Annotated in this window: 28 protein-coding genes; 26 read left to right on the forward strand and 2 right to left on the reverse strand. The window is 33.3% G+C overall.

Features of this window, described 5'->3' with window-relative positions; translation table 11 throughout:
* The first annotated feature begins 26 nt into the window (after nucleotides 1–26).
* The 13 genes from CELAL_RS00770 to CELAL_RS00830 all read left to right on the forward strand — a co-directional run bounded on the left by CELAL_RS00770 (nucleotide 27) and on the right by CELAL_RS00830 (nucleotide 10394).
* Nucleotides 27–1232, forward strand: coding sequence for a hypothetical protein (locus tag CELAL_RS00770; RefSeq protein ID WP_013549004.1), 1206 nt, complete (start codon nucleotides 27–29; stop codon nucleotides 1230–1232).
* A gap of 83 nt (nucleotides 1233–1315) precedes the next feature.
* Nucleotides 1316–2125 carry a tetratricopeptide repeat protein gene (locus tag CELAL_RS00775; RefSeq protein WP_013549005.1) on the forward strand — a complete coding sequence of 270 codons (810 nt, stop codon included), beginning with the start codon at nucleotides 1316–1318 and terminating at the stop codon, nucleotides 2123–2125.
* A gap of 80 nt (nucleotides 2126–2205) precedes the next feature.
* Entirely contained in the window at nucleotides 2206–2727 is a 522-nt protein-coding gene (locus tag CELAL_RS00780) for a hypothetical protein (protein ID WP_013549006.1), read from the forward strand.
* A 190-nt stretch (nucleotides 2728–2917) separates the two neighbouring features.
* Nucleotides 2918–3574 (forward strand): hypothetical protein, encoded by a 657-nt coding sequence (locus CELAL_RS00785; RefSeq protein WP_013549007.1) that lies wholly within the window; start codon nucleotides 2918–2920, stop codon nucleotides 3572–3574.
* A gap of 141 nt (nucleotides 3575–3715) precedes the next feature.
* Entirely contained in the window at nucleotides 3716–3961 is a 246-nt protein-coding gene (locus tag CELAL_RS00790; protein WP_013549008.1) for a hypothetical protein, read from the forward strand.
* 66 nt (nucleotides 3962–4027) lie between these two features.
* Nucleotides 4028–4306: an RDD family protein gene (locus CELAL_RS22815; RefSeq protein WP_041557379.1), complete on the forward strand. Its 279-nt coding sequence runs from the start codon at nucleotides 4028–4030 to the stop codon at nucleotides 4304–4306.
* Nucleotides 4307–4683: 377 nt separating this feature from the next.
* Complete coding sequence (ribB, locus tag CELAL_RS00800; RefSeq protein ID WP_013549009.1) at nucleotides 4684–5346, forward strand: 3,4-dihydroxy-2-butanone-4-phosphate synthase; 663 nt, start codon at nucleotides 4684–4686, stop codon at nucleotides 5344–5346.
* Nucleotides 5347–5922, forward strand: a complete 576-nt coding sequence (locus CELAL_RS00805; RefSeq protein WP_013549010.1) for a Crp/Fnr family transcriptional regulator — start codon at nucleotides 5347–5349, stop codon at nucleotides 5920–5922.
* Nucleotides 5923–6333: 411 nt separating this feature from the next.
* Nucleotides 6334–6735, forward strand: a complete 402-nt coding sequence (locus tag CELAL_RS00810; protein WP_041557381.1) for a hypothetical protein — start codon at nucleotides 6334–6336, stop codon at nucleotides 6733–6735.
* Nucleotides 6736–6765: 30 nt separating this feature from the next.
* Entirely contained in the window at nucleotides 6766–7473 is a 708-nt protein-coding gene (locus CELAL_RS00815; protein ID WP_041557383.1) for an NACHT domain-containing protein, read from the forward strand.
* 206 nt (nucleotides 7474–7679) lie between these two features.
* The gene (locus CELAL_RS00820) at nucleotides 7680–8213 is read left to right on the forward strand and encodes a hypothetical protein (RefSeq protein WP_013549011.1); all 534 of its coding nucleotides are present in this window, start codon (nucleotides 7680–7682) and stop codon (nucleotides 8211–8213) included.
* Nucleotides 8214–9028: 815 nt separating this feature from the next.
* Nucleotides 9029–9547 (forward strand): hypothetical protein, encoded by a 519-nt coding sequence (locus CELAL_RS00825; RefSeq protein ID WP_245529670.1) that lies wholly within the window; start codon nucleotides 9029–9031, stop codon nucleotides 9545–9547.
* Nucleotides 9548–9788: 241 nt separating this feature from the next.
* Nucleotides 9789–10394 carry a porin family protein gene (locus CELAL_RS00830; RefSeq protein WP_013549013.1) on the forward strand — a complete coding sequence of 202 codons (606 nt, stop codon included), beginning with the start codon at nucleotides 9789–9791 and terminating at the stop codon, nucleotides 10392–10394.
* A gap of 125 nt (nucleotides 10395–10519) precedes the next feature.
* On the opposite strand, the gene CELAL_RS00835 is transcribed toward CELAL_RS00830, so the two are convergent.
* Nucleotides 10520–11071: a hypothetical protein gene (locus tag CELAL_RS00835; protein ID WP_013549014.1), complete on the reverse strand. Its 552-nt coding sequence runs from the start codon at nucleotides 11069–11071 to the stop codon at nucleotides 10520–10522.
* Between the two features lie 375 nt (nucleotides 11072–11446).
* Here CELAL_RS00835 and CELAL_RS00840 point away from each other — a divergent pair, with 375 nt between their 5' ends.
* Nucleotides 11447–11899, forward strand: a complete 453-nt coding sequence (locus CELAL_RS00840; RefSeq protein ID WP_041557386.1) for a hypothetical protein — start codon at nucleotides 11447–11449, stop codon at nucleotides 11897–11899.
* A gap of 14 nt (nucleotides 11900–11913) precedes the next feature.
* Here the strand turns inward: CELAL_RS00840 and CELAL_RS00845 are convergent, their stop codons facing one another.
* Nucleotides 11914–12777 (reverse strand): bestrophin family protein, encoded by an 864-nt coding sequence (locus CELAL_RS00845; RefSeq protein ID WP_041557873.1) that lies wholly within the window; start codon nucleotides 12775–12777, stop codon nucleotides 11914–11916.
* A 309-nt stretch (nucleotides 12778–13086) separates the two neighbouring features.
* Between CELAL_RS00845 and CELAL_RS00850 the strand changes: the two genes are divergently transcribed.
* The 12 genes from CELAL_RS00850 to CELAL_RS00905 all read left to right on the forward strand — a co-directional run bounded on the left by CELAL_RS00850 (nucleotide 13087) and on the right by CELAL_RS00905 (nucleotide 26232).
* Nucleotides 13087–14229 (forward strand): alpha/beta fold hydrolase, encoded by a 1143-nt coding sequence (locus CELAL_RS00850; RefSeq protein ID WP_013549017.1) that lies wholly within the window; start codon nucleotides 13087–13089, stop codon nucleotides 14227–14229.
* A 306-nt stretch (nucleotides 14230–14535) separates the two neighbouring features.
* On the forward strand, nucleotides 14536–15204 hold the full coding sequence (locus CELAL_RS00855) for a hypothetical protein (RefSeq protein WP_013549019.1): 669 nt from the start codon (nucleotides 14536–14538) through the stop codon (nucleotides 15202–15204).
* A gap of 97 nt (nucleotides 15205–15301) precedes the next feature.
* Nucleotides 15302–16198: a hypothetical protein gene (locus CELAL_RS00860; protein ID WP_013549020.1), complete on the forward strand. Its 897-nt coding sequence runs from the start codon at nucleotides 15302–15304 to the stop codon at nucleotides 16196–16198.
* Nucleotides 16199–16863: 665 nt separating this feature from the next.
* Entirely contained in the window at nucleotides 16864–17673 is an 810-nt protein-coding gene (locus CELAL_RS00865; RefSeq protein WP_013549021.1) for an RluA family pseudouridine synthase, read from the forward strand.
* Between the two features lie 123 nt (nucleotides 17674–17796).
* Nucleotides 17797–18417 carry a leucine-rich repeat domain-containing protein gene (locus CELAL_RS21285; protein WP_013549022.1) on the forward strand — a complete coding sequence of 207 codons (621 nt, stop codon included), beginning with the start codon at nucleotides 17797–17799 and terminating at the stop codon, nucleotides 18415–18417.
* A 26-nt stretch (nucleotides 18418–18443) separates the two neighbouring features.
* On the forward strand, nucleotides 18444–19064 hold the full coding sequence (locus CELAL_RS00875) for a hypothetical protein (protein ID WP_013549023.1): 621 nt from the start codon (nucleotides 18444–18446) through the stop codon (nucleotides 19062–19064).
* A 175-nt stretch (nucleotides 19065–19239) separates the two neighbouring features.
* The gene (locus tag CELAL_RS00880) at nucleotides 19240–19794 is read left to right on the forward strand and encodes a glycohydrolase toxin TNT-related protein (protein ID WP_013549024.1); all 555 of its coding nucleotides are present in this window, start codon (nucleotides 19240–19242) and stop codon (nucleotides 19792–19794) included.
* 78 nt (nucleotides 19795–19872) lie between these two features.
* Nucleotides 19873–20865 carry an XAC2610-related protein gene (locus CELAL_RS00885; RefSeq protein ID WP_013549025.1) on the forward strand — a complete coding sequence of 331 codons (993 nt, stop codon included), beginning with the start codon at nucleotides 19873–19875 and terminating at the stop codon, nucleotides 20863–20865.
* Nucleotides 20866–20997: 132 nt separating this feature from the next.
* Entirely contained in the window at nucleotides 20998–21420 is a 423-nt protein-coding gene (locus CELAL_RS00890) for a hypothetical protein (protein ID WP_013549026.1), read from the forward strand.
* A gap of 102 nt (nucleotides 21421–21522) precedes the next feature.
* Entirely contained in the window at nucleotides 21523–22290 is a 768-nt protein-coding gene (locus CELAL_RS00895; RefSeq protein WP_013549027.1) for a CDP-alcohol phosphatidyltransferase family protein, read from the forward strand.
* A gap of 5 nt (nucleotides 22291–22295) precedes the next feature.
* The gene (locus CELAL_RS00900) at nucleotides 22296–22892 is read left to right on the forward strand and encodes a methyltransferase (RefSeq protein WP_013549028.1); all 597 of its coding nucleotides are present in this window, start codon (nucleotides 22296–22298) and stop codon (nucleotides 22890–22892) included.
* Between the two features lie 85 nt (nucleotides 22893–22977).
* On the forward strand, nucleotides 22978–26232 hold the full coding sequence (locus tag CELAL_RS00905; protein ID WP_041557389.1) for a WD40/YVTN/BNR-like repeat-containing protein: 3255 nt from the start codon (nucleotides 22978–22980) through the stop codon (nucleotides 26230–26232).
* Nucleotides 26233–26250: the final 18 nt, after the last annotated feature.

Genomic DNA, 26250 nt, shown 5'->3' on the forward strand with positions numbered 1-26250 from the left:
CAAATCTCTAAACTCGAGTGTAACATATGTACAAAGTACTCTTAATAGCCATCGCAATTCTATTTTTAAGTTGGAAGCATGAAAATCCCCAAGAGTTTTCAACTAAACAGACAACAACGATACCACAAAATTCAAAAAAGTTCAAATTTGTAATTGCGGAATCAGGCTTGAATTATAGAAGTGAACCTAATGGAACTATTCTAGGGAAATTTGCTTGGAGAGAAAAAGTTGAATACCTCTATGAAACAGGTGTCAGGCAAAAAATAACCGATAACTATGTAGAGGTCGAAGGAACTTGGGTTGCCGTAAAACAAAAGAACGATACCGTTTTTGTATTTGATTATTTCCTATCCGATACAGCACCTTATTATTCTAAAACAAAGCTGTACTATGCAGAGGCGTATTATAGCTCAATTCTTCAACCTTCCAAGGAAAAAGATATTAGACAAGCCTTTGTAAACGTCTCCGAAAGCTTCTATATGCCTAAAAACTTTATAGAGCGTAAAGATTTACGAAAAGATACGATCCATTTTAAGGATAAACAGCGTAGGGAGTTTCTTAAAAGAATGAATTACTCTGATAAGGATAGCATTTTTATTTATGATTTGAAGTCGGGAATCGTTAAAAAACATTTGGTGGGGAACACACCTATTATGGCTTGCATTAGTATCTACTCACAAGTAAACGAAGCATATAAAACGGAAGATTATGACCAATGGGATTATCAGATAGGTTTTAATTTAGGCAAAACAGCGTATGGAGGCTTTGCTATGATCGGAAAAGAAAATCCTTTTATAGCAAAAGGATTACAACCAATTATTTTTGAAAAAATGAATTCAGCAAATATAGCGCTTAACGCCAAAGCCGGATTGATACCAGAAAACTGGAACACTGATACTATCTCTGCATATGTCTTCAATTATGAAAATACACGCTTCTTTATGAGAAGCACAAGAAGTTATACATGGAATGATCTAAGCATCAAAAATACAGCAACAAAAGAATCTTTTGAAGTTGATATCTCAGAAGGAGAATCGAGCAGTAAAGCGCCACTGCAAATAAAAGGAGAAAAGTATGATTTTGAGGAAAACCTGCAATATGTGGGAAGGCTATTTAAAAACAAACCACCAGTTGTATTTGGCTTTACCTTTAAATCTTTTGGGTGCCCCTCAATTAATTTTATAGCTACTAAAGAATTACCCATCTATATTTTGTGTGACAATAGACATTAAGATGTAGGTAACTAACAGAAAGCTAGTAATTATTTACTGCCTTAGGTTTCTTATATTTAGCATTATCAACTATTAAAAAACCTATGAAAACAATTTATATCCTCTTTTATCTAATTCCAATTCTTACGTTCTGCCAAATACCTGATATTACAGGAATAGCAATAGATACTTCAAATTATTCCTCGGTAAGGTCAAAAATTAAGATGGAGTCCTTAGCTATAAAAAATGACTCAACCAATGTTAAATACTATTATAACAGGGCGAGGTTGTATACTGAAATTCACGATTATAAATCAGCTCTTAAAGATTTTAACAAAAGTGCAAAGCTATACCCTAATGAATACGCGATTTATTATTACCGCGGCGCTGCTTATGATCGTTTAGGAGAATTTGATAAAGCTATTTTAGATTTTAATAAAGTTCTAGAACTAAAACCTGAACTTGAATGGGGTTATGTTGACAGGGGAATGATGTATTTTAAAATTAAAGAGTATGCAAAAGCAGAGATTGATTTTAAAAAAGCTTTAGAGTTAAAACCTAATTGGACGCTACCCTTAACGAATTTAGGAAAAGTCTATGGTGAACAAAATAAATTGGATAAAGCTATTGAATATTATAAAGCCGCAATTAACAGCGATTCTAAAAATTATCTAGCCTATCAAAACCTTGGTTATACTTATTTTTCACAAAAAGAATATGATTTGGCTATTGAAAGTTATTCAAAAGCAATAAACTTATTCCCGAAATATTATAATGCGATAAGAAGTCGTGCAGATGCAAAAAAAGAAAAAGGAGATGTAGATGGATTTTGTAACGATGTAAAACTAGCTGCTGAACTTGGTGATTTAAAGGCTATAAACTATTTAAAAATCAATAATGATTGTAAATTATAATGGTGCACAACCCTATAACAGATACACCAATTAGTGGTTAACCCTCAGGTCATTGTTGCTATACAAAACCGAGAAATAGTATGAAATTAAGAACAGAAATTGAACCCGACATACATAAAGCTGAAACAATATTTCCAAGTGTTTTAAAAAGTATAACCGATTACACGGTATTTGTAGCTAAAAATGGAGACGAAGGAAATATAGAATACCAAAAAGTGGTTACCTATCTATCAGAATTAACTGGTAAAAATATTGAGGAACACGATTATATGATTTGGGAATATTGGGAAGGTGATGGAGAACACAGAGAATCCTTTAAAATAGCTTTATCAGAACCTAATGTAGTTTCTGATATCACCCTACCCGAATTAACTGAAATTATAAAGCGTATAGTACTAATTGAAATTCCTGAATATTTGAAATTAGATTTTATTACAAGAAATGGATTTGAATGGGAACTGTGTGCTTATTATCATCAGTTTCTAAAATTAAATTTTAAAAAATACAGCTACGGGATATTTAACCGACAAAAAAATAAAGATGGAGAATGGTATGAACCAACTATAGAGGAAATCGTAGCTGCACTATGGAATAAAAAATAACTAGGTATAACAAAAACCTGAGTTAAAAACAAAACAGGTATTACCTTAATTCCAAGTATCAAAATTTCAGCTGTGACGTACATTTTTTAAACACAACATCTAAGTCAAGTAAGTTACAGAAACAATAATACCTATGTACGATCTTAGGTTTCTGAAAATAAACATTGCGAGCAAGTAAAAAATAACCACAATGAGAAAATTAATCTTTTTAGTCCTAATTGGCATCTTTTCAGCAACAGGTTATAGTCAAACCAAAAGGGCAAATGAAAAAATAATAGAAAGCGCTAAAAGTGATTCTCAAAATAATAGTTATAAAGACATAAAATCTCTTTTTCGTTGGAGTCCTTTATCCATTTTTGATGAAACTACCGAAGGTTTAGAATCTTCCGAAAAAGAAGAATTACTTAAAAAGGGGGAATCGGCGTATTGGAAACTTATGGAAGCAACTAATACAAAGCTAGTCATAAACCACATTCATAATGGGGACCGGGTTACCCTACGTTTTTTTAAGCATAAAGATAGTTTAGATGGTGTATTATTTGCCGAGGTAGAAAATGGGGCGAATACCAGTTTAAGTTCATGGAACTATGACGAAGAGAGTGAAACCTTGCAAAAAAGTAACTTACTTCATAAGTACACTGCAAATGATTTTGTAAGCAAAGAAGACAAGTTACCGGATTCATATCATGCTGTAGTGCATTATAGTTTTATTGATGAACTAACAATACAGGTATCGCTTTATACTTGGATGGAGAAAGAGTTTGAAAACCGTAAAATTAGTAATGAACTATTTTTAAAGTGGAATGGAGAAAATTTCGTAGAGAAAATTGAAAGAATAGAGCAGTAAAATAATCACATCCATAGCCATCTTGTAAGGCGGTATCTTTTTCTAAATCAGTACCTAGCTGGACAATTTGGTTCTATTATAAACCAAAAAGATAGCGCTTAGCTCCTGCCCTATCTTTCCTATATTTAAACTTGTGTAGTAATGATGAACAATTTTACATTTGAAGCAATAGCCTTTGGAGTCGTACTGCTTGCCTATTTTGTACTACATTTTTTAGCTGAATTTATCATCAAAATAGAATTACAAAAGAAAAAGACAAAAAGAATTTCTGATTGTAAAACGTATAAAACCATAACACGTCGAGGAGAAAATTTTGAATATGAATTCCCTTTAAATCCCAACTTAGATGAGTTTTGGTTAAGACTATCTGCTAAAGTAATTGACTAAGGCACTTATCTAAGCCTATTTTACCTGATTAATAGAATTTTATTCGAAAAAAGTCCGTCTCCATTCTTGCTAGCATTTTTAGCCCTATTCCTTATAAACCCTATATTAGAATCATTGACAGGTAGAACTTTTGGAAAATATATATTTGGAATGAGAGTGATGGATGATTATGGCGAAAACCCATCCTTATTAACTTCATTTATTAAGAATATACTACAACTTTTCAGTATTGTTTTTTATCTATTATCAAGTGCAACAATAGTGGAAGATGAAACGTTTTTTCATAATAAAAAAAAAATTTACCTACACGATTTGGAACAAAGACCAAGAAAAAATAGTAACTGAATTAAAAAGATAAACATGAATTACACGATTAAAGCGGGATTAATCATTTCAACCCTATTCATATTCTTATCTATAATTACAATACAATGTGTTTGGTACAGAAACTAATGTTGCTGTTTTTGTAACTTCTGCCTTTAGCCTTAACCTCTCCCTACTTTTTATGGGATATTAAACTAAAAAAAAGACAGATCAATAGATATTTTATAAACGCTCTTTTATACAATCCTAACGCACAATACTTTAGCTTTTTCCTTGCCTAAAAGACTCCTAAATGTAGCCGTTATACTATTCTTTTAAAAATTATATTTATTGACTTACATCAAATAATTTCTGGAAAGACCATAGTAATTTTGCCCCTGGAATTATAAAAAATAATAATGGAACTTACAGCGGTAAAAACATCAAAAATGCTTGGCAGTGAATGTCAAGAAAAGGTAGAACAAGCTTTAACACATCTAAAAAACGGAAATGGACTTATTTTAACTGATGATAAAAACAGAGAAAATGAAGGTGATTTAATCTTCTCTGCTCATCATATGACCATTACAGATATGGCACTTATGATTAGAAGGTGTAGTGGTATCGTGTGTCTTTGTCTCACCAATGAAAAAGCAGACAGCCTTGAGCTCCCGTATATGGTAAAGACCAACACCAGTAGTTTTCAAACGCCGTTTACTATTTCTATAGAAGCAAAAGAAAGAGTTACTACCGGTGTCTCTGCTAAGGATAGGTTAAAAACTATTCAAGTTGCTAGCGTTAGTAATGCAAAAAGCACCGATTTAGCAAAACCAGGTCATATTTTTCCTCTTAGAGCTAAAAGGAACGGTGTTCTTGAAAGAGAAGGCCATACGGAAGGCAGTGTAGATTTAATGAAACTAGCAGGCTTACAACCTGAGGCTGTCCTGTGTGAGTTAATGAATGATGATGGTACAATGGCCAACACGGACACTATTACAAAATTTGCATATGAGCATAATTTAAAAGTCCTGTCCATTCAGGATATTATTCATTATCGTAAATTTGTAAGAGATTATAAATAAATGGCTAAATACACTGAACTCACTAATTTTATAAAAAAAAATATTGAGATTGAAGAGGAAGAATTAGAAATTGTCTTGTCTTATTTTAAAACAATAAAAAAAAGCAAAAATGAAATATTACTTTCGAATGGCATAAATAGTCAGGTAAGTTATTTCGTAAAAAAAGGATGCTTAAGACTTTATTATATAGATGATGAAGGGAAAGATATTACCCGCTATATTGCTTTTGAAAATCAGTTTGCCACAGAACTAGTTAGTTTTATCACCAATGAACCTGCACAAGAAACTATTCAGGTTATAGAAAACAGTGAGTTACTGTACATTACTCATGATGATTTTAAACATTTGATGCATAGTATTCCCAAATGGAAAGAATTTTATACGATCTATTTGGAAAAAGCCTATGTAAATAATTCAAAGAGGCTCATCTCCTTTACGACGCTAGATGCTTCAGAAAGGTATAAACAGTTATTTAAAATAAACCCTAATATTGTAAGGCGCTTACCCAACAAAATAGTAGCGTCTTACATTAATATATCCCAAGAAACCTTGAGTAGAATAAAATCTAAGATTTGATTTTTTAATACTGAAACATGCCCCTCTACTTTCTAAAAAAATGAATTAGAATAAGCCCAACTTTCTTTATTTTACAACATTATTTTTTTAAAGTTTTTAACTTTTTTATCTCTTCTGCGGTTTTCCGCAAGGCTTTAAATAACATTATGTTCTATATTAGCAACGTAATAATTCCCCCACAAAATTTATTTTCGTATTCAGCAATCCTTATTTATATCTAAGGTTCATCACACATGGGCTATAATGAGAAAATTAAGTACCTGCATCCTTCGGTAACTAGTTGGTTGTAAACTAAGAATTTTCTTGATGCAATGCTTAAGGTTTATTCGTTACGAAATAATATTTATAAAAGATATAATGAACATATGTTCATTATAATATAATTATTAGGCACAATAAAAATGAAAAACTATGGAAGAAAAAATTCTTGAATCTATTGTTGTTGGATTAACAAAAACACTTATTGATGAATCGAAACAATTGTTTGATGAAATTTATGATACTTCATATGATAAAATCAAACAATTTATTGGTAAAGATCTCAAAACCTATTTGACCAAACAAAAAGACAAGTATTCTCATATAAAAACCCTTTTGAGAGGAAATACGCCAGTTTATCTCTACGATGTATACTTTCCATCAAAATTAATATACGAAAATTCAATTGTAAATACGACTTCTACCTCTGAATTATTTAATGCCTTCAACTATATAACAATAATAGGAGACGGTGGAAGTGGTAAAAGCACATTGGTCAAGCATCTATTTTTGAACTCAATTCTAGAGAAATCCAAAATTCCAATTTTAATTTAATTACGATATCTAAATGAAGATTCCGATGAATTGGAAACCTACATTAAAAAAACTATTTCACAGAATAAATTGGCAATCAATGAAGATATTCTGGAAAAGTTACTAGAAAAAGGGAAATTCACATTATTTCTTGATGGGTTTGATGAAGTTGATGAGAAAACAAAAAAAATTCTTGTTAAACAAGTGATGGATTTTGTTAATAAATACAGTGATAATTTTTATTTATTAACATCACGTCCCTATTCCAACATAGAGAACTTACCTTTATTTACAAACCTAAAAATGAAAGAGTTAAGCCTTGAAAATGGAGAAATAAAAGGCTTCGTATACAAACAGCTAGGTGCTGAAAAAGAATTAGCCGAAAAAGCTTACAAGTCCATTGAGCAAGGAGAAGCCAAATACATTCATAGTTTTTTGAAAAACCCTTTATTATTGTCGCTCTATTTATTGACATTTCAAAATGATGCATCAATTCCCGATAGAAAATATATCTTCTATCGAAGAGTGATTAATGCGCTTTTTTCAGAACACGACAGTAAAACAAAACTTGGATATGTTCGAGAAAAACTATGTGGATTAGATCAGGAAAAGTTTGAATTGATTTTAAAATCATTTAGTTTTTTATCTTACTTCGAAAATGAATTTTCCTTTAATCGTGATTACGTAAATTTCAAATTGAAATTGATTAAGGAAAAGAGGAACTTAATTTTGATAATAATAAATTCATTACCGATCTAAAATCAGCTATCTCACTTTGGATTGATGATGATGGACAATTTTCCTTCGCCCATCGCTCCCTGCAAGAGTATTTTACTGCTCTTTTCATAACAGAACTTAAGGACGAAGAGAATTGTCGGGTTTATAAAAAGATTATTTCAAAATTCGAACAAGCTAAATCAGCACCAATTCGTGAGGTAGAGAACTTGCTTCAACTCTTAAAGGAAATGGATGAGTATAATTATCACAAGAATTTTTATTATCCACTATTAATTGATTTGAGAAATGAAATTAATTCAAGTGAATATGAAACGAACAGTAAAAAATATTTAGATTTTTTCCTCAGTGGAATTGTTGAATTTAAAAATAGAAAAAATAAGGAAGGAGAATGGATCTGTTCATATTCACCGTTAAGAAACGAAAGAATAGATAAAGCAATATTTGTTCATATACCTTTTACTAGGAAACTCAATGATTTTTTACGTGAAGCACTCAATGAGGAAAAAATGATTTCAAAATTTAGTCCAAAACTAACTGAGACAGACAAACAGTCATCATCAAACCAGCAAATTCGTCCAACATCACGTTTCCTTAACTTTGAAAAATCAGATTTAGTTGATTTTTATAATTTAATCGACATCAACAATTTAAAACAATTAACTCTAGAATTGTTTGAATTTATCGAACATGAGATTGTCTATTGTGAAAATTATATTGGGAAAATAGATGATACACAAAAAGACTTGGTGGATTTAATTTAGTTAAAAAAGTGCCTAATCGAGTGGATGGCTCCGCCATTAAATGACGGAGTGCACCCCTCACACCACCTAGCGTACGGGTCTCGTACTAGGCGGTTCGCAATCCATCTTTCCAATCGCTCTTTACACCAATTGAAACTATTTCGTACTTTATGAAAAGGCTACAGATTTTCTAGGGAATCGATCACCCATTATCGAAAATCAATGCTCCCTTTCTTATTTCTGAAAGGACTGCGTTCAGTCCTTCCCCACTTGTGAGACCTATGCAGTTTACTGCAACTCGTTTCCTATGAGTACTATGACTTCGGCTGACTTCTCTACTATACCAACACGTGGTTATAGAGACCTCCCCAGGTATTGACATCTTCCCTGCCTGCCGGCAGGCAGGTTTCACTCAATCTCTGCCGTATCTACATATATGCACTTTTGGTAATCTTTGGGCGTTACAATGATGTGGTTGCTTACCCGTGCATTTATGCCTCGTATACGGTTTCTGTTCGTCTGTACCGAGCTTTGTAGTCCTGCTTCCTTCAGTCCTAACCTCACGGTTAGCAACCTTGCAGCTTACTAATGGTTCAAGGCGTTACCCAAGCCCATAAGGGACTTGCACCCTCTAAATGAATTAGCTACCTTTCTGTAGCTAAAAGACGCCCATGCTGGGCACACACAAAATGTATAATGCATACCCTTTGGGATACGCACTATATACAAACGTTAGCAAATATTTAATGAGATTTACTATTATAACTATTAAAATGATGAAAAATAATTATATCTACATTTTAGTTTTCTTTCCTATTTTTTTAATGTCGTGTAACATGAACAACAAAGAAAAATTAATTAAGGAAAAGGAATCTTCAAAATTAATGATTGAAACAGATTTTAATAGTTCAAATCAAAATCAAGAAAATCCTCCAATTGAGCGCACTGATATTTGGGACTCAATTGAAAGATCTGGATATAAACTTACAAATAACTCCCTATTCTCAGAGTATTCTTGTGGAGACGAAACACCTTACTATGATTTAGGAAATTTAAGTGAGAATAAGATTTTAATAATTTCAAATAGTGGTTGCTATGATTCTGAGTGGGTAGATCTCTTAGTTTATAACGACAATAAAATAATTTCTAAGTTATTAATTGAGCAAGAATCTTATGAAATTGATGTTGAAGGTGGGATGAATATAGATTTAACAAATGGTACGAAAACAACTTTTAAACTCTTCTCTAATCATGAGATTGAGCTTACTACTATTGAAATTAAGGATAGTATTATGTCTAGTCCAAAAATAGAAAATTTTAAAATTAATACTTCAGGAAAAATAATGAAACTTTAGAACACATAACTTTACTAAACTAAAATTAATATTTGTTGGCTACTTTAATTGTTGGCTTCCCTAAAAAATAGAACAGTTTATAGTCGCTTTTTAAAAGTCAAGCAACAACGTAATTTTAAGCTGTCGAATAATTAAACTTAAGTTTCATCCTATGATTTCCTGATATAATCACATTAGATTGTTTTAAATTCCGGAATTACTAAATCACAATTCCTATAAATTAAAAGATATAAAATAGAAAATGAAAAAAACTCTACTCCTAACACTTTTCACCTTAATTTCCGCTTCGCTTCATGCTCAAAACTTTGAATTGGGAGCAAGAGCCGGTTTAAATAGTACCAAACTAAAATATGCCGAGGCTAGTACAGAAACACTACTAAGACCTATTATCAGTTTTATCACAGAATATAAGTTATCTGAGCGGTGGTCTCTAGAGGGGTCACTAGGCTACATTGGTAAAGGTGGTGGTAATTTTGAGGAAGAAGAAAAACTTAGCTCCGGCATAGACGGTCTTAGAACAAAGCTTGAGTATATCAGCTTCACCTTAATACTGCGGTATTATCTAATGAAAGAAAACAAACTGAGACCTTTCATTGCAATAGGTCCGGGCATCAGCTATACTATATCTGCTACACAAATGGGTAATGACATTAAAGATGACTTGCGCAGCACGTCTGACTTGAGTTCTAATTTTGGCCTTGGCGTGAAGTATAATGTAAAAAATAAGCTATTTCTAGAAGTAGTGGGTGGTATAGATAGAGGCTGGAGCAAAATCATCAGAGCAGAAGGTGAGAGTTTATTTAATCATTCTTTTGGAGTTACCGTTGGAGTAAAGAAAGTATTATAAGACCTTTAAAGTTGCACTTTACAATGATGCTTTGATAGCAAAATCCTACCATTGATTTTCATGCGCTATCTTTAGCTCAACCAGTACTTCGATAATTTTAGCACAAGTATTACTCAAAAACAACCCTATTTTATTTTCAAGGTATTATTTGAAGCATACATCATTTTATTAATTTCTTGCTTAATTTCATGAAGCTTATCTATTTCATTGGGTATGGTTACCACGTCACCTATTAAACCAGAAACTTTAAACTGAAGTCCTTTTCTTGTTTGATTGATTGATTTAATTTTATGCGCATAAAAGGTTTTATCATCATGCGCACCAAAGCGGTTTATGCGGTTGTAGAAGTACTTTTGCACATAATTTAGTTCCTCCATAAAGGTTGCGCTTGTCCCGATAGTAATTGATTCCTCTGCAATCCTAATAAATCTATGTCTACTTAATTTGAACAGCATATCATTCAATTGTTTTATCAGTAGAGAAAAAAGTACCGTAAATAATAAAACGACTAGAATTAAGGGGATCACAGGAATTTTCGCTCCGTCTTCTGAGAATAAATAAACGGTAAAACCAGTAATCAAAGTCAGTACAATGACTGTAGAAATAATGGTGATTTTTTTAGTTTTTTTCGCTAATTCCTCAATTTTTTTTTGATCTGTGATTGTATACGTTTTCATTATATCTTTTTTATTCAAAACAAGATTATAAAAATACTAAAAGATAATTAAGCTATTCTATTTCTTTTAATGCACCTCTCCTACTCGTTTTTTAATAATCCTTTCTATAGTATTAATTTGCAAACCACTAACACCAAACTCAGAATAGATCATAACATTAAAGATAACGTGAGCAATAGGCCTAATCTGAGTTCTAATTTGGGCTTGGGTCTAAAGTAAAATGTATATAAGAAGATAGGTCTAGAACTAGTAGGTCGTATAGATAGTGACTGGAGGAAAATCATCAGAGGAATTCTGTGACACGTAAAAACCCTTGCATAACTTCATACACAATTTCTAGCGTTATGAGCGTTAGTTACACTGTACCATCAGACTATGAAAAGAATTTTAATCATCGCACTAGTTGTAATTGTTGTCCTAATTATTTCGAAATTATTCAATTCCAAGCCAAAGAAGAAATCAAAAAATATTATGGAAGTAATTGAGGAAAATCCGCTATTTAAAATGATGAACGAAATGTCCGCATCTGAAGAAGAAACTGCCATAGCTGATTATGGAGAATTTGGGTACGAAGCATCGAACCCTATTCCTGTAAAATCTGAATTAGACATCTCTACGTATTTAGGAAGATTAAGAACTATAGCGGGTAAAAAAGTTGCGTATAAAAAACTAGGTATCACCAATACACCTCTTATAGAAACTCCGATTGCTATATATAAAATAACGCTACATGGCACCTTACTTGCTACGTTATATATAAGTGCAAATCAGTTTATAAACTCTGAGCGCGCACCAAAAAACTTTGAATTGGCCGCACTACCCCATTAAATAAACAAACCCTCCTAAAGCACCTCTTCTACATGTTTTTTAATGTTTTCTGATATTTTTTTTATGGGTAAATCATTAGCGTCAAACCCAAATGGGTCTTCAATTTCTTCGGCAATTAATTCTAAACTCGCCAATACGTAAAATACAAATATAACAACCGGAATAGCATAATACCCTAGACTAAATACATAACCAAAGGGCAAGGTCATCACATAGAAAAAGATAAACTTTTTAATAAAAGCACTGTACGAATACGGAATAGGGGTATTTTTAATACGCTCACACGCGCCACAGATATCTGTAAAGGATTGTACTTCACTATTTAAAATAATGAGTTGGTCTCCCGTGATAACCTTCTGTTCATACAAATCATATATTTTTTGATATATCATTTTTGCCACTTGGTTGGGGCGGTGTTTATGGTGATCAATTTCTAAATCTAGATCATCGTAAAGTTGTAAGCCCGTTTCTTTATCGGTTAAATGTTTCACTAAAATAGAAGCATAACTCGGTATCGTACGCTTAAAATAAAACCGATCATGCTCATTTTTTAAAATAACACTTAATTTAAGTGCTAAATTTCTACTATTGTTGACCAGGGCTCCCCATAATTTTCTGCCTTCCCACCAACGATCATAAGCCGTATTAGTTCTAAACACTAATAATAAAGAGATTACGAATCCCAACATACTGTGCATCACCGTGATGTTTGATAAATGGTTTTTATCAGACAATTGCCAGAATTCTAATTCTAAATACCCCACACCATACGTGTAAAGGCCAATGAAAATCATCATAGGAATAAGTTTTCTAAAAGTATCCGATTTGTGAAATCTGAAAATAAACGTTATCCAGTCTTTGGGGTTATACTGTACCATGAAGCAATAAATATTTTGAGAGCCAAAATTAGAGAATGTTAAAGTCATATGTAGTATAAATGAAGTAAAATTACCTATAGCACTGATGAACGCCTTTGGAATAACATAGTTTGTATTATTTAAAACCTCTAGCACTTCTTTTAAAAGTTTAAGAAATTTAATTATTGGTGCCAGAATACTTTAAATAAATAATAAAACAGATCACTATTTTTTTTATATGCGGTTTAAATACTCTAAATTAGTTGGTTCTGCACGTATAGTCATAAATATCAATCGTGTATAGTCCATCAACCTTAAACTAAAATACAAATGAAACATCAGTATGCTATCAGCTCATTATTTTTTATTTTATCGTTCTATATCTGTGCACAAAGTGTAGATAAACATGTAGATATGGGCGAATATACTATGCATTTTAAAATAATAAAAGGAGAAGGTACGCCAATACTTTTTGAAGCTGGCGGTGGTGATGATAGTACAGTTTGGGATCCTATTTTACAAAAAATTCATGACGCTACGGGAGCAACGCTTATTAGCTATGACAGATCTGGATTTGGAAAAAGTGAACTCAACCCGAAGCTGAAAAATGAAGCTGATTTCGGAATCGAGAATGGCATTAAAGAACTAGAAGCTGGTCTTTCTAAGTTGGGTTACACTGATAAAATTATGTTGGTTTCTCATTCTTATGGCGGACTCTACAATTTGTTATACGCACGTAAACATCCTAAAAAAGTTACTGCTGTAGTTTTAATAGATGTTACACTTAGTGATTTCTGGAATGAGGAATTATTGACCATGAGAGATATGAATATTGACATAAGTGCTATTCCTAAGCCTTCTGGTGACTATTATATGAATGCAAATTTTAATAAAATAATGCGCGATGTAAGAGGTTTAAAATTTCCTGAAAGCATGCCTATATTAAATATTTTTCCTGAAAACTCCTTTCCAGGTTTTCCTGAGATACTTTCTAATCGATGGAGAGAACTACACCAAGAACTAGGTGCTCAAAACCAAAATATAACGAATAGCATTGCTAAAGGAAGCAGTCATGGAGTATTTCAAGATAATCCTGCACTCGTAATCAACGCAATTAATAAAATGTATGCAGAAACATTAGACAAAAATCAGCAAAACATAGTATTGAAAAAAGCTTTAGCTATTGCCATGGAATTAGCTATTGAAACAAAAAGTACCAATCGTTCAGAAAATGATTTAATTGCATTAGGGTATTCATTTTTAGGAAATGCGGAATTAGATAAGGCTTTAGAGGTTTTTAAAGTGAATATTGCATTATTTCCGGAGAGTTCTAATGCATATGATAGTTATGGAGAAGCTTTATTGATAGCTGATCAAAAACCAGAAGCTATTGAAATGTATACCAAATCTATTGAATTGGATCCTAATAATGAAAATGCAAAAGCAGTATTGCTTAAAATGAAAGAAGAATAAGTTACAAGACTATTTGTAATTAAGAAGAACCACAAGCATTTATTTATAATAGAACGTTTACCAATTTCTTTTTGGTTAGTAGGCACTAAACTATAGTCTAATTCATGAAAAAATAGTTTAATCATTGCCATCATTAATAGTGCTATACTACTTATTTTTAAAGTACTAAAAACCAAACCGAAGAAAAAATCTTACAAACATTTAGTAATACAAGTAACCATTCATAAACTGGGCATATATTAAGCATCGAAAAAAACTATACACTGTTTTATCTGTACCTTTCTTTAACAAACAAATTTCACAACATTGAAGCTTAAAAAACCAAATAAGCCTTTTAAATATATTTCTACTTTTGAGAATGGTAGTAAAAGTAATCATGAGAGTTTCAAAAATTCATTTAATAGAAAGAATAGTTTATCTAAATCATCACTAGCTCCAAATACCGTTATTATTCAAAAATATAAACGCTTTTTAAATCCATATTTCTACGTATTAATTTTCATTTTATATTCGCAATTCATTTATGAAACTTCTTTCTCATTCTATTCTATATACTATATAGGCTTTAGTGCACTAATTTTCACACTACTCATCGTACATGCGCTAAATAATGGAATATTTAGAAACAAAAAATCTTTCATAAAAATCTCAAAACAAGGAATCATGATAACTGAAAAAAGAAAAATAATTTCAGTTGATTGGTCAAAAATTATTAGAACAGAAATTAAAATTGAAAATAACGATGAACCGCCAATTTTGCAAATTGTTACAGTGCACACTACACATAAAATCATCTTAAGCGGAGCCTCATTAAATTTTAGGGAATTACGGTATTTATTAGACGTATTTAAAGCAAGACATACGAATAAGCCTATGCTTTTAATTATGGAATTTGAAAATAAGTATTTTGAATTGAACAAAAAAAATAGAGACATGTACATTTTAAAAAAGGAAAACCCCAATATCTTTTTTTAAGCAGTAAAACTCAAAAATATACTATTTTTTTCTACACGGCGTTACATATACCATACCATTGTATTAAGAACCACACAACCCTACTAAATCTCCCCAAATGATTAAAAAGATAAGTGTAGCACTATTTATTTTATGCCTACTATCCTGCCAGTCAAAAGCAACCAAAGCTGAAATTAGCCAACTAAAACAAGAAGCCAAAAACCAAAAAATCTTAATAGACTCGCTACAGAATTTTAATCAGGGCTTGATTGGGTTTCAAGATTATTTTAAAAACGAAAGAGAAAATTATTATTTAGATAAAGATAAGCTCTTATTTCTACTAGAAGGTACCTCATGGTTTTCATTGAACAATAAAAAATTACTGCGATACTTTTTTGATGATTTTAACCTAAAAGAATATGATGTATTCAGAGGTATTGAAAATAGTTCTGTACTTTACCCTAGCTCTGATGATGTTCTAGATATATTTAATTCGGAATCTAGTTTTGTGATCCATATGGTTTCAAAAATAGATAGAAGTCCGGCTGCACTAGAAAAACTATGTACTCCGGAACTTAAAGAAATGACATATTCTTTATTAAAAGAAAACGACCTATACAAAGCCTCTGGTGCGTATGCAGGCGTAAAAGCTCTACTGCTGTCTTATGAGGATGTAGAAAATGACAAAGAATTTCTAGCTACTATTCATAAAATAGCCACGAATGCTACTAATGATTATGAAGAAGGTAACAAAGCCTTTAAAAATGCAATTTCAGCAAAAACTTCTGATGAAATTAGAGCTGTTTTAAGTGACGAAAATTACACTACGTATTATGAAAACACTAGATCTAACCAAGATTCAAGACTTATTGAAGTCTATTGTTTTTGGGCAAGACGTCATAAAGAAGGAAATATGGAATTTACGTATACCTTTTTAAAAGAATTGCATGAAAATGTGGCCAATGAGTTTGTGACTACTGACGCCTATTCTTCTATTGACGGACCTAATTCTTAAACTAAGCTTAATGTAGTTTAAAGGTCTGAGGTACTTTAATTAAATGCTGCAAACCATTGAATAATCTATTAATTTCTTAGAAACCGTCATATCTAATTTTATTAATTTAAAAGAGTTAGCTCCTTTTGAGCTGAAGATAAAGTATAGAAGCATCTTTTTTAAAACAATAAAGCGTATTGAAATTATCCATAAAGAAAATGAAATAATCGCTTATTTAGAAGTTACAAGAGAACATATAAAGAATAAGGTATTCACCCTCTTTATCCAACAGCAAGAAATTACTTTAAAAGGTAACAAGAATTTTGATTTTGATAGTATCAATCTCCAAAAAAAGCAACATTGGAAATTTATTAATCCCATAAAACATATAGCTACCACCAATAAATCATACTATGAGCACTAGAATCTCAAAGTGAATTTAAGCGCTAATGGTTTCGGAGTAATGCTATCTTGCAATTCCAATTTTATCGGAAGAATTAGAACAACAGAAATTGATATTAAAAACGATACTTTTGCACATCTTATATTTGCTATTTGCTGTGTAAATAGCATTAGAAATTATGTCTAAAACGTAAATGAATCTAACGCTTAATTAAATTATCAAACCAACAGAAACGCATACCGTCCCTCAACGCACTACTCCTATTCGGTTTCAAGAATATGGTGTGGGACTATTTAGTGCGGCCTTGACTAAATCTGCCTTAAAAAAAGCGATTAAAAAAAGGTACATTACTATTAATGGTATCGCAGCAACTACCGCTACCTTCATTCAGGGCGGTGAGCGCATATCCTTATACATTCCTGAAGAAACTACGGCTAGTAAAACATTAATTTTTCCGTTAAAGGTGTTATTTGAAGATGATTATTTGGCCATCATACACAAACCTGGAGGTATTTTAGTAAGCGGTAATAGCTTTAAAACGATTGCGAATGCACTAACACAAAACCTTAGTCCTAGTACCCTTCCTGATGCTACAAAGCCGCAACCAGTGCACCGTTTAGATTATGCCACCACAGGCATCTTATTAGCCGGAAAAACAAGTAGTAGTATCCGTGCTTTAAACAAAATGTTTGAGGATAAAAAAGTAGCTAAAACTTATTATGCGGTAACCATTGGAACAATGGATGTGGAAGGAGAAATAAGTACTACAATAGATGATAAACCATCGTACTCTATGTACACCGTAATAACATCAGCACCTTCAAAACGCTTTGGCACCCTTAATTTAGTACAGTTAGATCCTAAAACAGGACGAAGGCATCAATTACGCAAACACCTCTCTAGCATAGGAAATCCAATCTTAGGAGATAAAGAGTATGGCACAGCTTCCTTAATTTTAAATGGTAAAGGCATGTACTTACACGCCTATTCCTTGCAGTTTGTTCATCCGTTTACGAAAAAAGAAATAATCCTAAGAGATGATTTTCCAGAACGCTTCAAAAAATTATTCCCAATAGACACCCTTATTAAATAATATTTTGTTTAGAATTTTATCCTAAGTTTTGCGTTAAAATTATAGTGCATCAATTAGAAGCTTCCTAGTTGTTGCACCAACTAGTGCCTTATCATTTGATGCTAGGGTATTAAAACTATATTTATGGAACCTAAAACCGTTATACTACTACTCGCGCTAATTGCCCTCTTGGCCGGTATTTACACGATTTATGCCTCCATTAAAAACAAACATAAAAAGTATGCCCATCGCCAACTAAAACACAGAATTATTCAAAATGTATTAGGCGTAGCTGGTGCTAGAATTTTTTATGGCTTTTTAGGAATTGGACTTATTATTTTCGGGGGCTTCATTTTGTTTCATTTTTATGTAAAACCCAACCTAGGAAACGAATACAATAACAAAACAGACCAATTTACTTTAGTTTCTAAAACGCTTAGTACAGAAGACTATACCATGACCTCCAGTACTACGAGTACCTTAAAACAATTAGAAACAACTCTGAGCGCTACTGGAGAAGAAAAATTACAAGACTATGTTTCGGCAGATTTTAGTAACAATTACCTCAACCAAATTCCTGAAATTGTTTGGAAGATGAAAAATCTAAAACGGATAGACTTAACCTACAATAACATTACCGAAATAGATCTCACGCAACTCTCAAAAATGAATAGTTTAACTATGATTATTTTGAGTAATAACCCTATTTCTACTGCTAAAACTGAAACCTTAAAAGAAAACACCAACCTAGAAATCATACACTAAGAACCACAACCCAAATTGATTTACACATGCTTAAAAAAACCCTACTAATTTCATGCCTTGCCTTAGCATTTTCATGCAATGAACAACCACAAAAACAAAACACTCCCCTAAAATCTGTACAGGAAGAACTAAACAAAAAAGATAAGGCACTAAAAAAACTAGCCACACTTGAAATTCCTGAACCCCAAAACAATTTTACCTACAGAAGCGAAGCTTCTCCAGAAATCAAAGCTATTATAGAAACCTACGAAAAAATAGATTATTCTTTTTGGGAAGAGCATCCTGGTTTTAAACTCAACGTAACGAATGGTAATGAGCATTTAACCGTCTATAATTCTGCTGAAAGCATCCCGATAATGATTGCAGTAGAAAAAGAAGATGAAACTACAAAAAACCATTTTGAAATATACATGAGTGAAACTATGGAAACCATACTGGTCATAGAAAAAGAATCTCCTAAAGATGAAACCTTACCTACTATAGAAAATCACTTCTATTTCAAAAATAATAAACTGATAAAAAAAGTCTCTAATCAAGACTATGCTGCTAAAATTTCTGCAAGTGCCTTAGAAAAAGAAGAAAAGAGAATTAAAATTGCCTGTACGCGTCATGTAGATAAAGCTCTAATAGAACTCATGAATAGCTAAAGCTAATAAGGCAGGAAAACGACTAGAATACACCGGGAATTTAGGTGAAACTATTTTTCGGGTAGTTGATCATATCTCGAACTTTTTTCTATTTTTATAGCACAAACAGCTTTTAAGTAGGTGAATTTATCATTAATACAGCGTAGTTACGCACTTAAAACCTTGAAAGAATACTATGGAATTTGATGCTGAAAAATTTGATTGGTTGATTAATGAGTCCATCCTCACCTTTAATCTAGGTGGTGATCTTCTGATGCATTACCACAACCCAGAAGCGGTAGAAGACAAACATGATCCTTCTTGGCAGAATCAAGCCGTTTATTTTTGGTATGACAATGAACCTTTTGAACGGAAATCACTTCCGGATGAATTTGATAATTTCGAAAAACAGGTATTTACCATCAGCCAAATCCCGGAAGGCATAAAAATAAAATCGGGGCAAGCAATGCCTTGGTTCGGCAAACCTGGTGGTGGTACAAAATTGTTTTTTTCTTATTTAGAAAACCCTATTACCTTACAAGAAGCAGATAAACTAAATGCTATTTGTTATGTTGAAAAGGTACCTTTAACGATAGCTAATCTAGGGATACTTCAAGACCGTGATAACTATAGATTTATTACCGAAAAAGGAGTAAGTTTTGACGGTTCATTACCTGTTTTTGAAGGTGAAAAAACTTCCTTGTCCGCATTGTATGCGGCAGGAAAAATTAGTATCCTAAAATTAAAATAGCCTTTTTTATATAATCCTAAGTAAGCATGAATTCTTGTTTTAATTACAGCAAGATATGTCCTAACGTCTAGCGTAAACATGAAGAAACTTTTTATTTTATTTTTTGTTAGTACTCCATTCTTAATATCGGCACAAACCACCTATACCATTTTAGATTTTTCTACCCACTATAATGCACAAATAGAAATTGAACAAGGGTTTGAAAATCATGAATTTAAAAAAGGAAGCTTTTCTATTGTTAATACCACTACTGACAAACAAATGTTATTTATAGAAAGTGATGAACTCATTATTGAAACCGACCTTACTACCAAAGAAAAAACTACCTCGACCACTTTGCCTTATGACCGCCAAAACTTTCTGATTTTTCAAGATTTTAATTTTGATGGGCTAAAAGATATCGCCTATATGGACGGCCGTAATAGTTGCTACGGTGGGCCTTCCTATCAAATTTACCTGCAAGAGCATCAGGCTTTTGTTTACAGTCCTGAATTTACTAGGCTGTCTTATGAATATTGTGGTATGTTTCAAATAGCGGAGAAAACTAAAACCATACATACCATGACCAAAAGTGGTTGTTGCTGGCATCAATTTTCTGAATTTAAAGTCCAAAATAATATCCCTATTGCCATTAAAATTAGCGAAGAATCTATGAATCCAAATGGAATTCTATTAGATTATGTCGAAAAAGAACGGGTAAATAATCAAATGATAGAAACCAAGTATAGCACTTTACCAGACAGTGGGTTTGATATACAAACCATCTTTTCTTTTCAGTTTAAAAACAGCAAAAAAATGAATTTGGTTCATGCCTTCTCAAATCAGTTATACTATGTATTCACCGACAAAGAAGATAAAGTAGAACTTTTCTACGACGAGGATTTTATTTACCATAAAGATGAAAACACCTTAACATTTACCCGTAAGAATACAAGGTATCAAATTAGTGCTACGGGCATTACAGTACAGACGCCTAGCAAAAATATTCCTATGAATGCTGATGGTGAAACCATAGAAGGTGAATTAGCCAGCTTATTAAGTTTAACTCTTGATAATTTGCGTGTAGAATAACTAGTAAACCTGCGGAGCATTAACGGACATCTCTAAAAAATAAAACTGCTGCGGAGGATGGTAGGACTGTTCTCTTCCTGTTTAATAAAAAAATCAGTATCTTATAAAAAGAATAACCAAAAAACCATTTGTATGAATCCGACCTTAAGGAATATTCTAGCCGTAGCTGCCGGAATACTCATCGGTAGTATGGTAAATATGGGAATTATTATGAGTAGCGGTTTTATTATTCCCCCACCAACCGATGTAGATGTAACCACCATGGAAGGCTTAAAAGCTTCCATGCATTTGTTTACTCCCAAACATTTTATAATGCCTTTCTTAGCCCATGCGCTAGGAACCTTAGTGGGTGCTTTGGTTACCGCTAAAATAGCGGTAACCTACCGCATAGAGACTGCATTGATAATTGGTGTTTTTTTCTTGATTGGCGGAGTTGCAAATACCTATATGCTCCCTTCTCCTACTTGGTTTACCATTCTAGATATTTTGGGAGCCTACATTCCAATGGCATGGCTAGGCGGTAGAATGGGGATTAAAACGCGAGGAAACTTTTAGAAAATGTTAAATTAATGTTACTTTTGCGGCAACCGCTTTGAGAAGTGGACTAAGCAAGCGTGTTTCCGTTATTGGTTTTTCTTCTCAAGTGCGACTCTTTAAATGTCAAAATTACCTCAGAAGAATCAGTTTTTAGACTTGTCTGATTATGGAAGACCATGTGCTAGAATCATTGCTCAATCTTTAAAAAAAACATCCTTTACGCCCATTCATGTAACCATTGCTTTTGTCTTCTCTGGACTTATAGCTATTGTATGTATTTTTCATCAATATTATTGGGCTACCGCGTTTTTCTTAATTCTAAAATCTATACTAGATGCTGCAGACGGCGAACTGGCGCGTATAAAAAAAACACCCTCCTATACGGGTCGCTATCTTGATTCTGTTTCAGACATTCTATTGAATCTTTTATTAATGGGTACCATCTGGTACGTAACAGATGGGTCACTAGGCTATGCTTTTTTAGCATTTATAGGGATTCAGCTCCAAGGAACTTTATACAATTACTATTATGTAATCTTAAGAAATAAACACAACGGTGATACCACAAGTCGTATTTTTGAAGACAGCACTCCTATAGCTCTAGCAGGTGAAAAACAAAAAAATGTAAACATCTTATTTTTCATGTATAAGATGCTGTATGGTACTTTTGATAAGATTATTTACAGGATGGATAAAGATGCCGTTAAAAGTAGCAAACTCCCTAATTGGTTAATGACGGCTGTTTCTACTTTTGGTCTCGGCTTTCAATTGCTGCTCATTGCTTTAATGCTAGTGTTTGGCTTGAAACATTATATCGTTCCGTTCTTTATAGGCTTCTCTTTTTTTATTCTTATTTTTATAGGGATTAGAAGGTTTGTAAATCGGTAACTACTATGCACAATCAAGAAGAATCATACTGGACTACACGTTACAAAGAACATAGCACGGGTTGGGATATTGGCTATCCCGCTACACCTATTAAAACCTATATTGACCAACTTGAAGATAAAAGCATTAAGCTCTTAATTCCTGGCGCAGGTAATGGATATGAAGCAGAGTATCTGCTTAAAAAAGGCTTTACAAATGTTCATATCCTAGACATATCCGAAATTCCCTTGCAAGAATTTAAAAAAAGGAATCCGACTTTTCCAGATACGCATGTACACCATGCTAATTTTTTTGAATTGGAGGGGCAATTTGATCTTATTATAGAGCAAACCTTTTTCTGTTCTTTTGTACCTACAGTCGAAAACCGCGCTGCATATGCCAAACAAATGGCGGCTCTTTTAAAAGAAAAAGGAAAGTTAGTCGGACTCTGGTTTTCGATCCCTTTAACTGACGATTTAGAAAAAAGACCCTTTGGTGGTGACAAGACTTCATACCTAAATTACTTAAACCCTTATTTTACGTCAAAAACTTTTGAACCCTGCTACAATTCCATTCCACCGAGACAAGGGAATGAATTATTCGGAATTTTCATCAAGAAATAATACCATTCCCTTAACACCTTTTTAAGAACTCTTCTTTTTGCTTTTGGTATATTTAAACCGACTAATTAAACCAAAACTACTACAGATGAAAAAACTACTTTTTCTGATGATGCTATTCGCGTCATTTTCAACTTTCGCACAAGATTTTACCATGGATCTGATTCAAGATCTAAAACCAAGAAATATAGGACCTGGAGGCATGAGTGGGCGTGTTACGTCTATTGATGCGGTACACGCTAATCCTGAGATTATGTATGTAGGTACTGCTTCTGGCGGTCTCTGGAAATCTACTTCTGGAGGCATCAAATGGGAACCTATTTTTGATAAAGAGGTGACCGCGTCTGTTGGTGCCGTTGCTATTCAACAAAGTAATCCATCCGTTTTATGGGCGGGTACCGGAGAAGGTAATCCTAGAAATAGCTTAAATGGTGGCTACGGTATTTTTAAATCTCTAGATGGCGGAAAAAGCTGGAAATCTATGGGGCTAGAAAAAACTAGACATATTCACAGAATTGTAATAGATCCTACCAACCCTAATATCGTTTATGTAGGTGCTATTGGTTCTCCTTGGGGAGAACACCCAGAACGTGGTGTTTTTAAAACTACCGATGGCGGAATTACGTGGTCCAAAATATTATTTACCAATAACAAATCTGGTATTGCAGATTTGGTGATGGATCCTACCAACCCAAATAAATTAATTGCTGCCATGTGGGAACACAAAAGAGATCCTTGGTTTTTTAAATCTGGTGGTGAAGGCAGTGGTTTGTATATGACTCATGATGGTGGTAAAAACTGGAAAAAATTAGCCGAAGAAGATGGTTTACCTGCTGGCGAACTTGGAAGAATTGGAGTGGCTATTGCACCCGGTAAGCCAAATATTGTGTATGCCCTAATCGAATCAAAAAAGAACGCCCTCTACAAATCTGAAGATGGTGGTTTCAAATGGAAAAAAATAAACGATAAAGAAGATATTGGCAACCGCCCATTTTACTACTCTGAAATTTATGTAGACCCTCAAAATGAAAACAGAATCTATTCTGTATTTACGTATATCAATGTATCTGAAGATGGAGGAAAAAGCTTTACACAGTTAATGCCTGCTTATGGTGCAGATAATGGCGTTCACCCTGATCATCATGCCTGGTGGATTCATCCTAAAAACGGACAATTTATGATGGATGGTAATGATGGCGGAATGAACATTACCAAAGATGGTGGAAAATCATGGCGTTTTGTAGGGAATATTCCTGTAGCACAATTCTACCATATCAATACAGATAATGAATATCCGTACAACGTATATGGAGGAATGCAAGACAATGGCTCTTGGAGAGGTCCTGCTTATGTATGGAAAGCACAAGGTATCCGTAACAGCTACTGGCAAGAGATTGCTTTTGGCGATGGTTTTGATGTGGTACCAGATTTAGAAGATTCTCGCTTTGGTTATGCAATGAGTCAGCAAGGTTATGTATCGCGCTATGATCATGAAACAGGCAACAATTACATCGTTCGTCCTACTCCTCCAGAGGCTAAAACCGAGTTACGTTTTAATTGGAATTCTGCTATTGGTCAGGACCCTTTTGATACCAGTACGGTCTATTTTGGAAGTCAGTTTGTACATAAAAGCACCGACAAAGGCTTAACCTGGAGTGTTATTTCAGCGGACTTAACCACCAACGATCCTGAGAAACAAAAACAAGATGAGAGTGGCGGATTAACGATGGATGCCACGGGGGCAGAAAACCACTGTACCATTTTAGTTATTGAACCATCCCCGCTTGAAAAAGATATGTTATGGATTGGAACTGATGATGGTCGGGTGCATATTACTCAAAACGGAGGTTCTTCTTGGACCGATGTTACTGCCAATATAAAAGGCTTACCAAAAGGAAGTTGGATTCCCCAAATAAAAGCATCGAACAAAAATAAAGGAGAAGCACTCTTAATAGCGAATGATTACCGCAGGTTCAACTACACTCCTTATGCTTATCGCACTAAAAACTACGGAAAAACATGGGAACGTATTGTAGATGCTACCGATGCTCAAAGCTATACGCTTTCTATTGTAGAAGACATCATAAACCCTAACCTACTATTTTTAGGAACCGATGATGGTCTTTATATTTCCTTAAATGCAGGGTCAAAATGGCAAAAATGGACGGAAGGTTTCCCTACGGTTTCTACAAAAGATTTAGTGATACACCCAAGAGAACATGATTTGGTGATTGGTACCTTTGGTCGTGCCGCATGGGTATTAGATGATATTCGCCCTTTAAGAGCCTTAGCAGCAGATGCTACGCTACTCCAGAAAGACGCGCAATTATTTACGCCACCCACAGCATACCAAGCAGCATACCAACAAGCTAGTGGTAGCAGATTTGGAGCTGATGCAATGTTTAACGGTGAAAACAGAAAATCTGGGGCTATGATTACCTACTATCTAAAAGAAGGAAAGAAAAAAGCCGCTGAAAAAAAAGAGATTAAAGGTGAAGATGATGATGTTGATGATGTCGACAAAGAGGACGATGAAAATTCTGAAGATTCTGCTGAAAAGAAAGAAGAACTTACAGGAGTACAAAAGAAAGATTCTGTACAGTTTGATATTTATGACGGTACCCGATTAATTAGAACCTTAAAATATAAAACACCAGAAAAAGCAGGGTTCCACCGTATCTATTGGAGCATGGATGAAAAAGGTCCGGACAGACCTTCTAGAAAAATTAGCAAGCGTAAAAACGAAGCTGGTGGTACTGATGTTACCCCTGGCTCCTATACAATTAAAATGTCTTTTGGTACAGTAACTAATGAAACTACGATTGAAGTAAAATCTGACCCTAGAATAGAAACTTCTACAGCATCTATTAAGGAAGTATATACCCACTCTAAAACTATAGAGTCCTTTATGCAAACGGCTGCAGATGCTGTTAAACAATTGGTAGAAAGTAAAAATACCGCTAGTAAATATCAGAAAGAATTAAAAGAATTGGACAAAGATACATACGAAGCAGAACTTAAAGCATCTAAAGAAATCATCAAGAAAATAGAGGAGGTAATGGCGTTGTATATCGGAAAAGAAGACAAACGACAAGGTATTACCCGAAATCCTGAAATGACGGTGATGGAACGAATCGGTAATGCAAGAGGCTATGTTGGAAGCAGAAAAACGGGGATTACGACCACAGAAACTAATTTGATGGCTTTTGCAAAAGAAGATTTACTATCGGCCTTAGAAAAGACGAATACATTTTTCAATAACGATTGGAAAAGCTATAAAACAAAGATGGAGCAAGTAAAAAACTCTCCATTTAAAGCGATTAAAGAACTTACTATTAATTAATATTTTTCCTTGAGTACT

The sequence above is a fragment of the Cellulophaga algicola DSM 14237 genome, assembly GCF_000186265.1.
GTDB classification, from domain to species: domain Bacteria; phylum Bacteroidota; class Bacteroidia; order Flavobacteriales; family Flavobacteriaceae; genus Cellulophaga; species Cellulophaga algicola.

Bases quoted from the DNA above. Each gene is read 5' to 3' on its own strand.
- CELAL_RS00770 (WP_013549004.1), top strand. From the start codon at position 27: ATGTACAAAGTACTCTTAATAGCCATCGCAATTCTATTTTTAAGTTGG.
- CELAL_RS00775 (WP_013549005.1), top strand. From the start codon at position 1,316: ATGAAAACAATTTATATCCTCTTTTATCTAATTCCAATTCTTACGTTC.
- CELAL_RS00780 (WP_013549006.1), top strand. From the start codon at position 2,206: ATGAAATTAAGAACAGAAATTGAACCCGACATACATAAAGCTGAAACA.
- CELAL_RS00785 (WP_013549007.1), top strand. From the start codon at position 2,918: ATGAGAAAATTAATCTTTTTAGTCCTAATTGGCATCTTTTCAGCAACA.
- CELAL_RS00790 (WP_013549008.1), top strand. From the start codon at position 3,716: ATGATGAACAATTTTACATTTGAAGCAATAGCCTTTGGAGTCGTACTG.
- ribB (WP_013549009.1), top strand. From the start codon at position 4,684: ATGGAACTTACAGCGGTAAAAACATCAAAAATGCTTGGCAGTGAATGT.
- CELAL_RS00805 (WP_013549010.1), top strand. From the start codon at position 5,347: ATGGCTAAATACACTGAACTCACTAATTTTATAAAAAAAAATATTGAG.
- CELAL_RS00810 (WP_041557381.1), top strand. From the start codon at position 6,334: ATGGAAGAAAAAATTCTTGAATCTATTGTTGTTGGATTAACAAAAACA.
- CELAL_RS00820 (WP_013549011.1), top strand. From the start codon at position 7,680: ATGGATGAGTATAATTATCACAAGAATTTTTATTATCCACTATTAATT.
- CELAL_RS00825 (WP_245529670.1), top strand. From the start codon at position 9,029: ATGAACAACAAAGAAAAATTAATTAAGGAAAAGGAATCTTCAAAATTA.
- CELAL_RS00830 (WP_013549013.1), top strand. From the start codon at position 9,789: ATGAAAAAAACTCTACTCCTAACACTTTTCACCTTAATTTCCGCTTCG.
- CELAL_RS00835 (WP_013549014.1), bottom strand. From the start codon at position 11,071: ATGAAAACGTATACAATCACAGATCAAAAAAAAATTGAGGAATTAGCG.
- CELAL_RS00840 (WP_041557386.1), top strand. From the start codon at position 11,447: ATGAAAAGAATTTTAATCATCGCACTAGTTGTAATTGTTGTCCTAATT.
- CELAL_RS00845 (WP_041557873.1), bottom strand. From the start codon at position 12,777: ATGGTACAGTATAACCCCAAAGACTGGATAACGTTTATTTTCAGATTT.
- CELAL_RS00850 (WP_013549017.1), top strand. From the start codon at position 13,087: ATGAAACATCAGTATGCTATCAGCTCATTATTTTTTATTTTATCGTTC.
- CELAL_RS00860 (WP_013549020.1), top strand. From the start codon at position 15,302: ATGATTAAAAAGATAAGTGTAGCACTATTTATTTTATGCCTACTATCC.
- CELAL_RS21285 (WP_013549022.1), top strand. From the start codon at position 17,797: ATGGAACCTAAAACCGTTATACTACTACTCGCGCTAATTGCCCTCTTG.
- CELAL_RS00875 (WP_013549023.1), top strand. From the start codon at position 18,444: ATGCTTAAAAAAACCCTACTAATTTCATGCCTTGCCTTAGCATTTTCA.
- CELAL_RS00880 (WP_013549024.1), top strand. From the start codon at position 19,240: ATGGAATTTGATGCTGAAAAATTTGATTGGTTGATTAATGAGTCCATC.
- CELAL_RS00885 (WP_013549025.1), top strand. From the start codon at position 19,873: ATGAAGAAACTTTTTATTTTATTTTTTGTTAGTACTCCATTCTTAATA.
- CELAL_RS00890 (WP_013549026.1), top strand. From the start codon at position 20,998: ATGAATCCGACCTTAAGGAATATTCTAGCCGTAGCTGCCGGAATACTC.
- CELAL_RS00895 (WP_013549027.1), top strand. From the start codon at position 21,523: ATGTCAAAATTACCTCAGAAGAATCAGTTTTTAGACTTGTCTGATTAT.
- CELAL_RS00900 (WP_013549028.1), top strand. From the start codon at position 22,296: ATGCACAATCAAGAAGAATCATACTGGACTACACGTTACAAAGAACAT.
- CELAL_RS00905 (WP_041557389.1), top strand. From the start codon at position 22,978: ATGAAAAAACTACTTTTTCTGATGATGCTATTCGCGTCATTTTCAACT.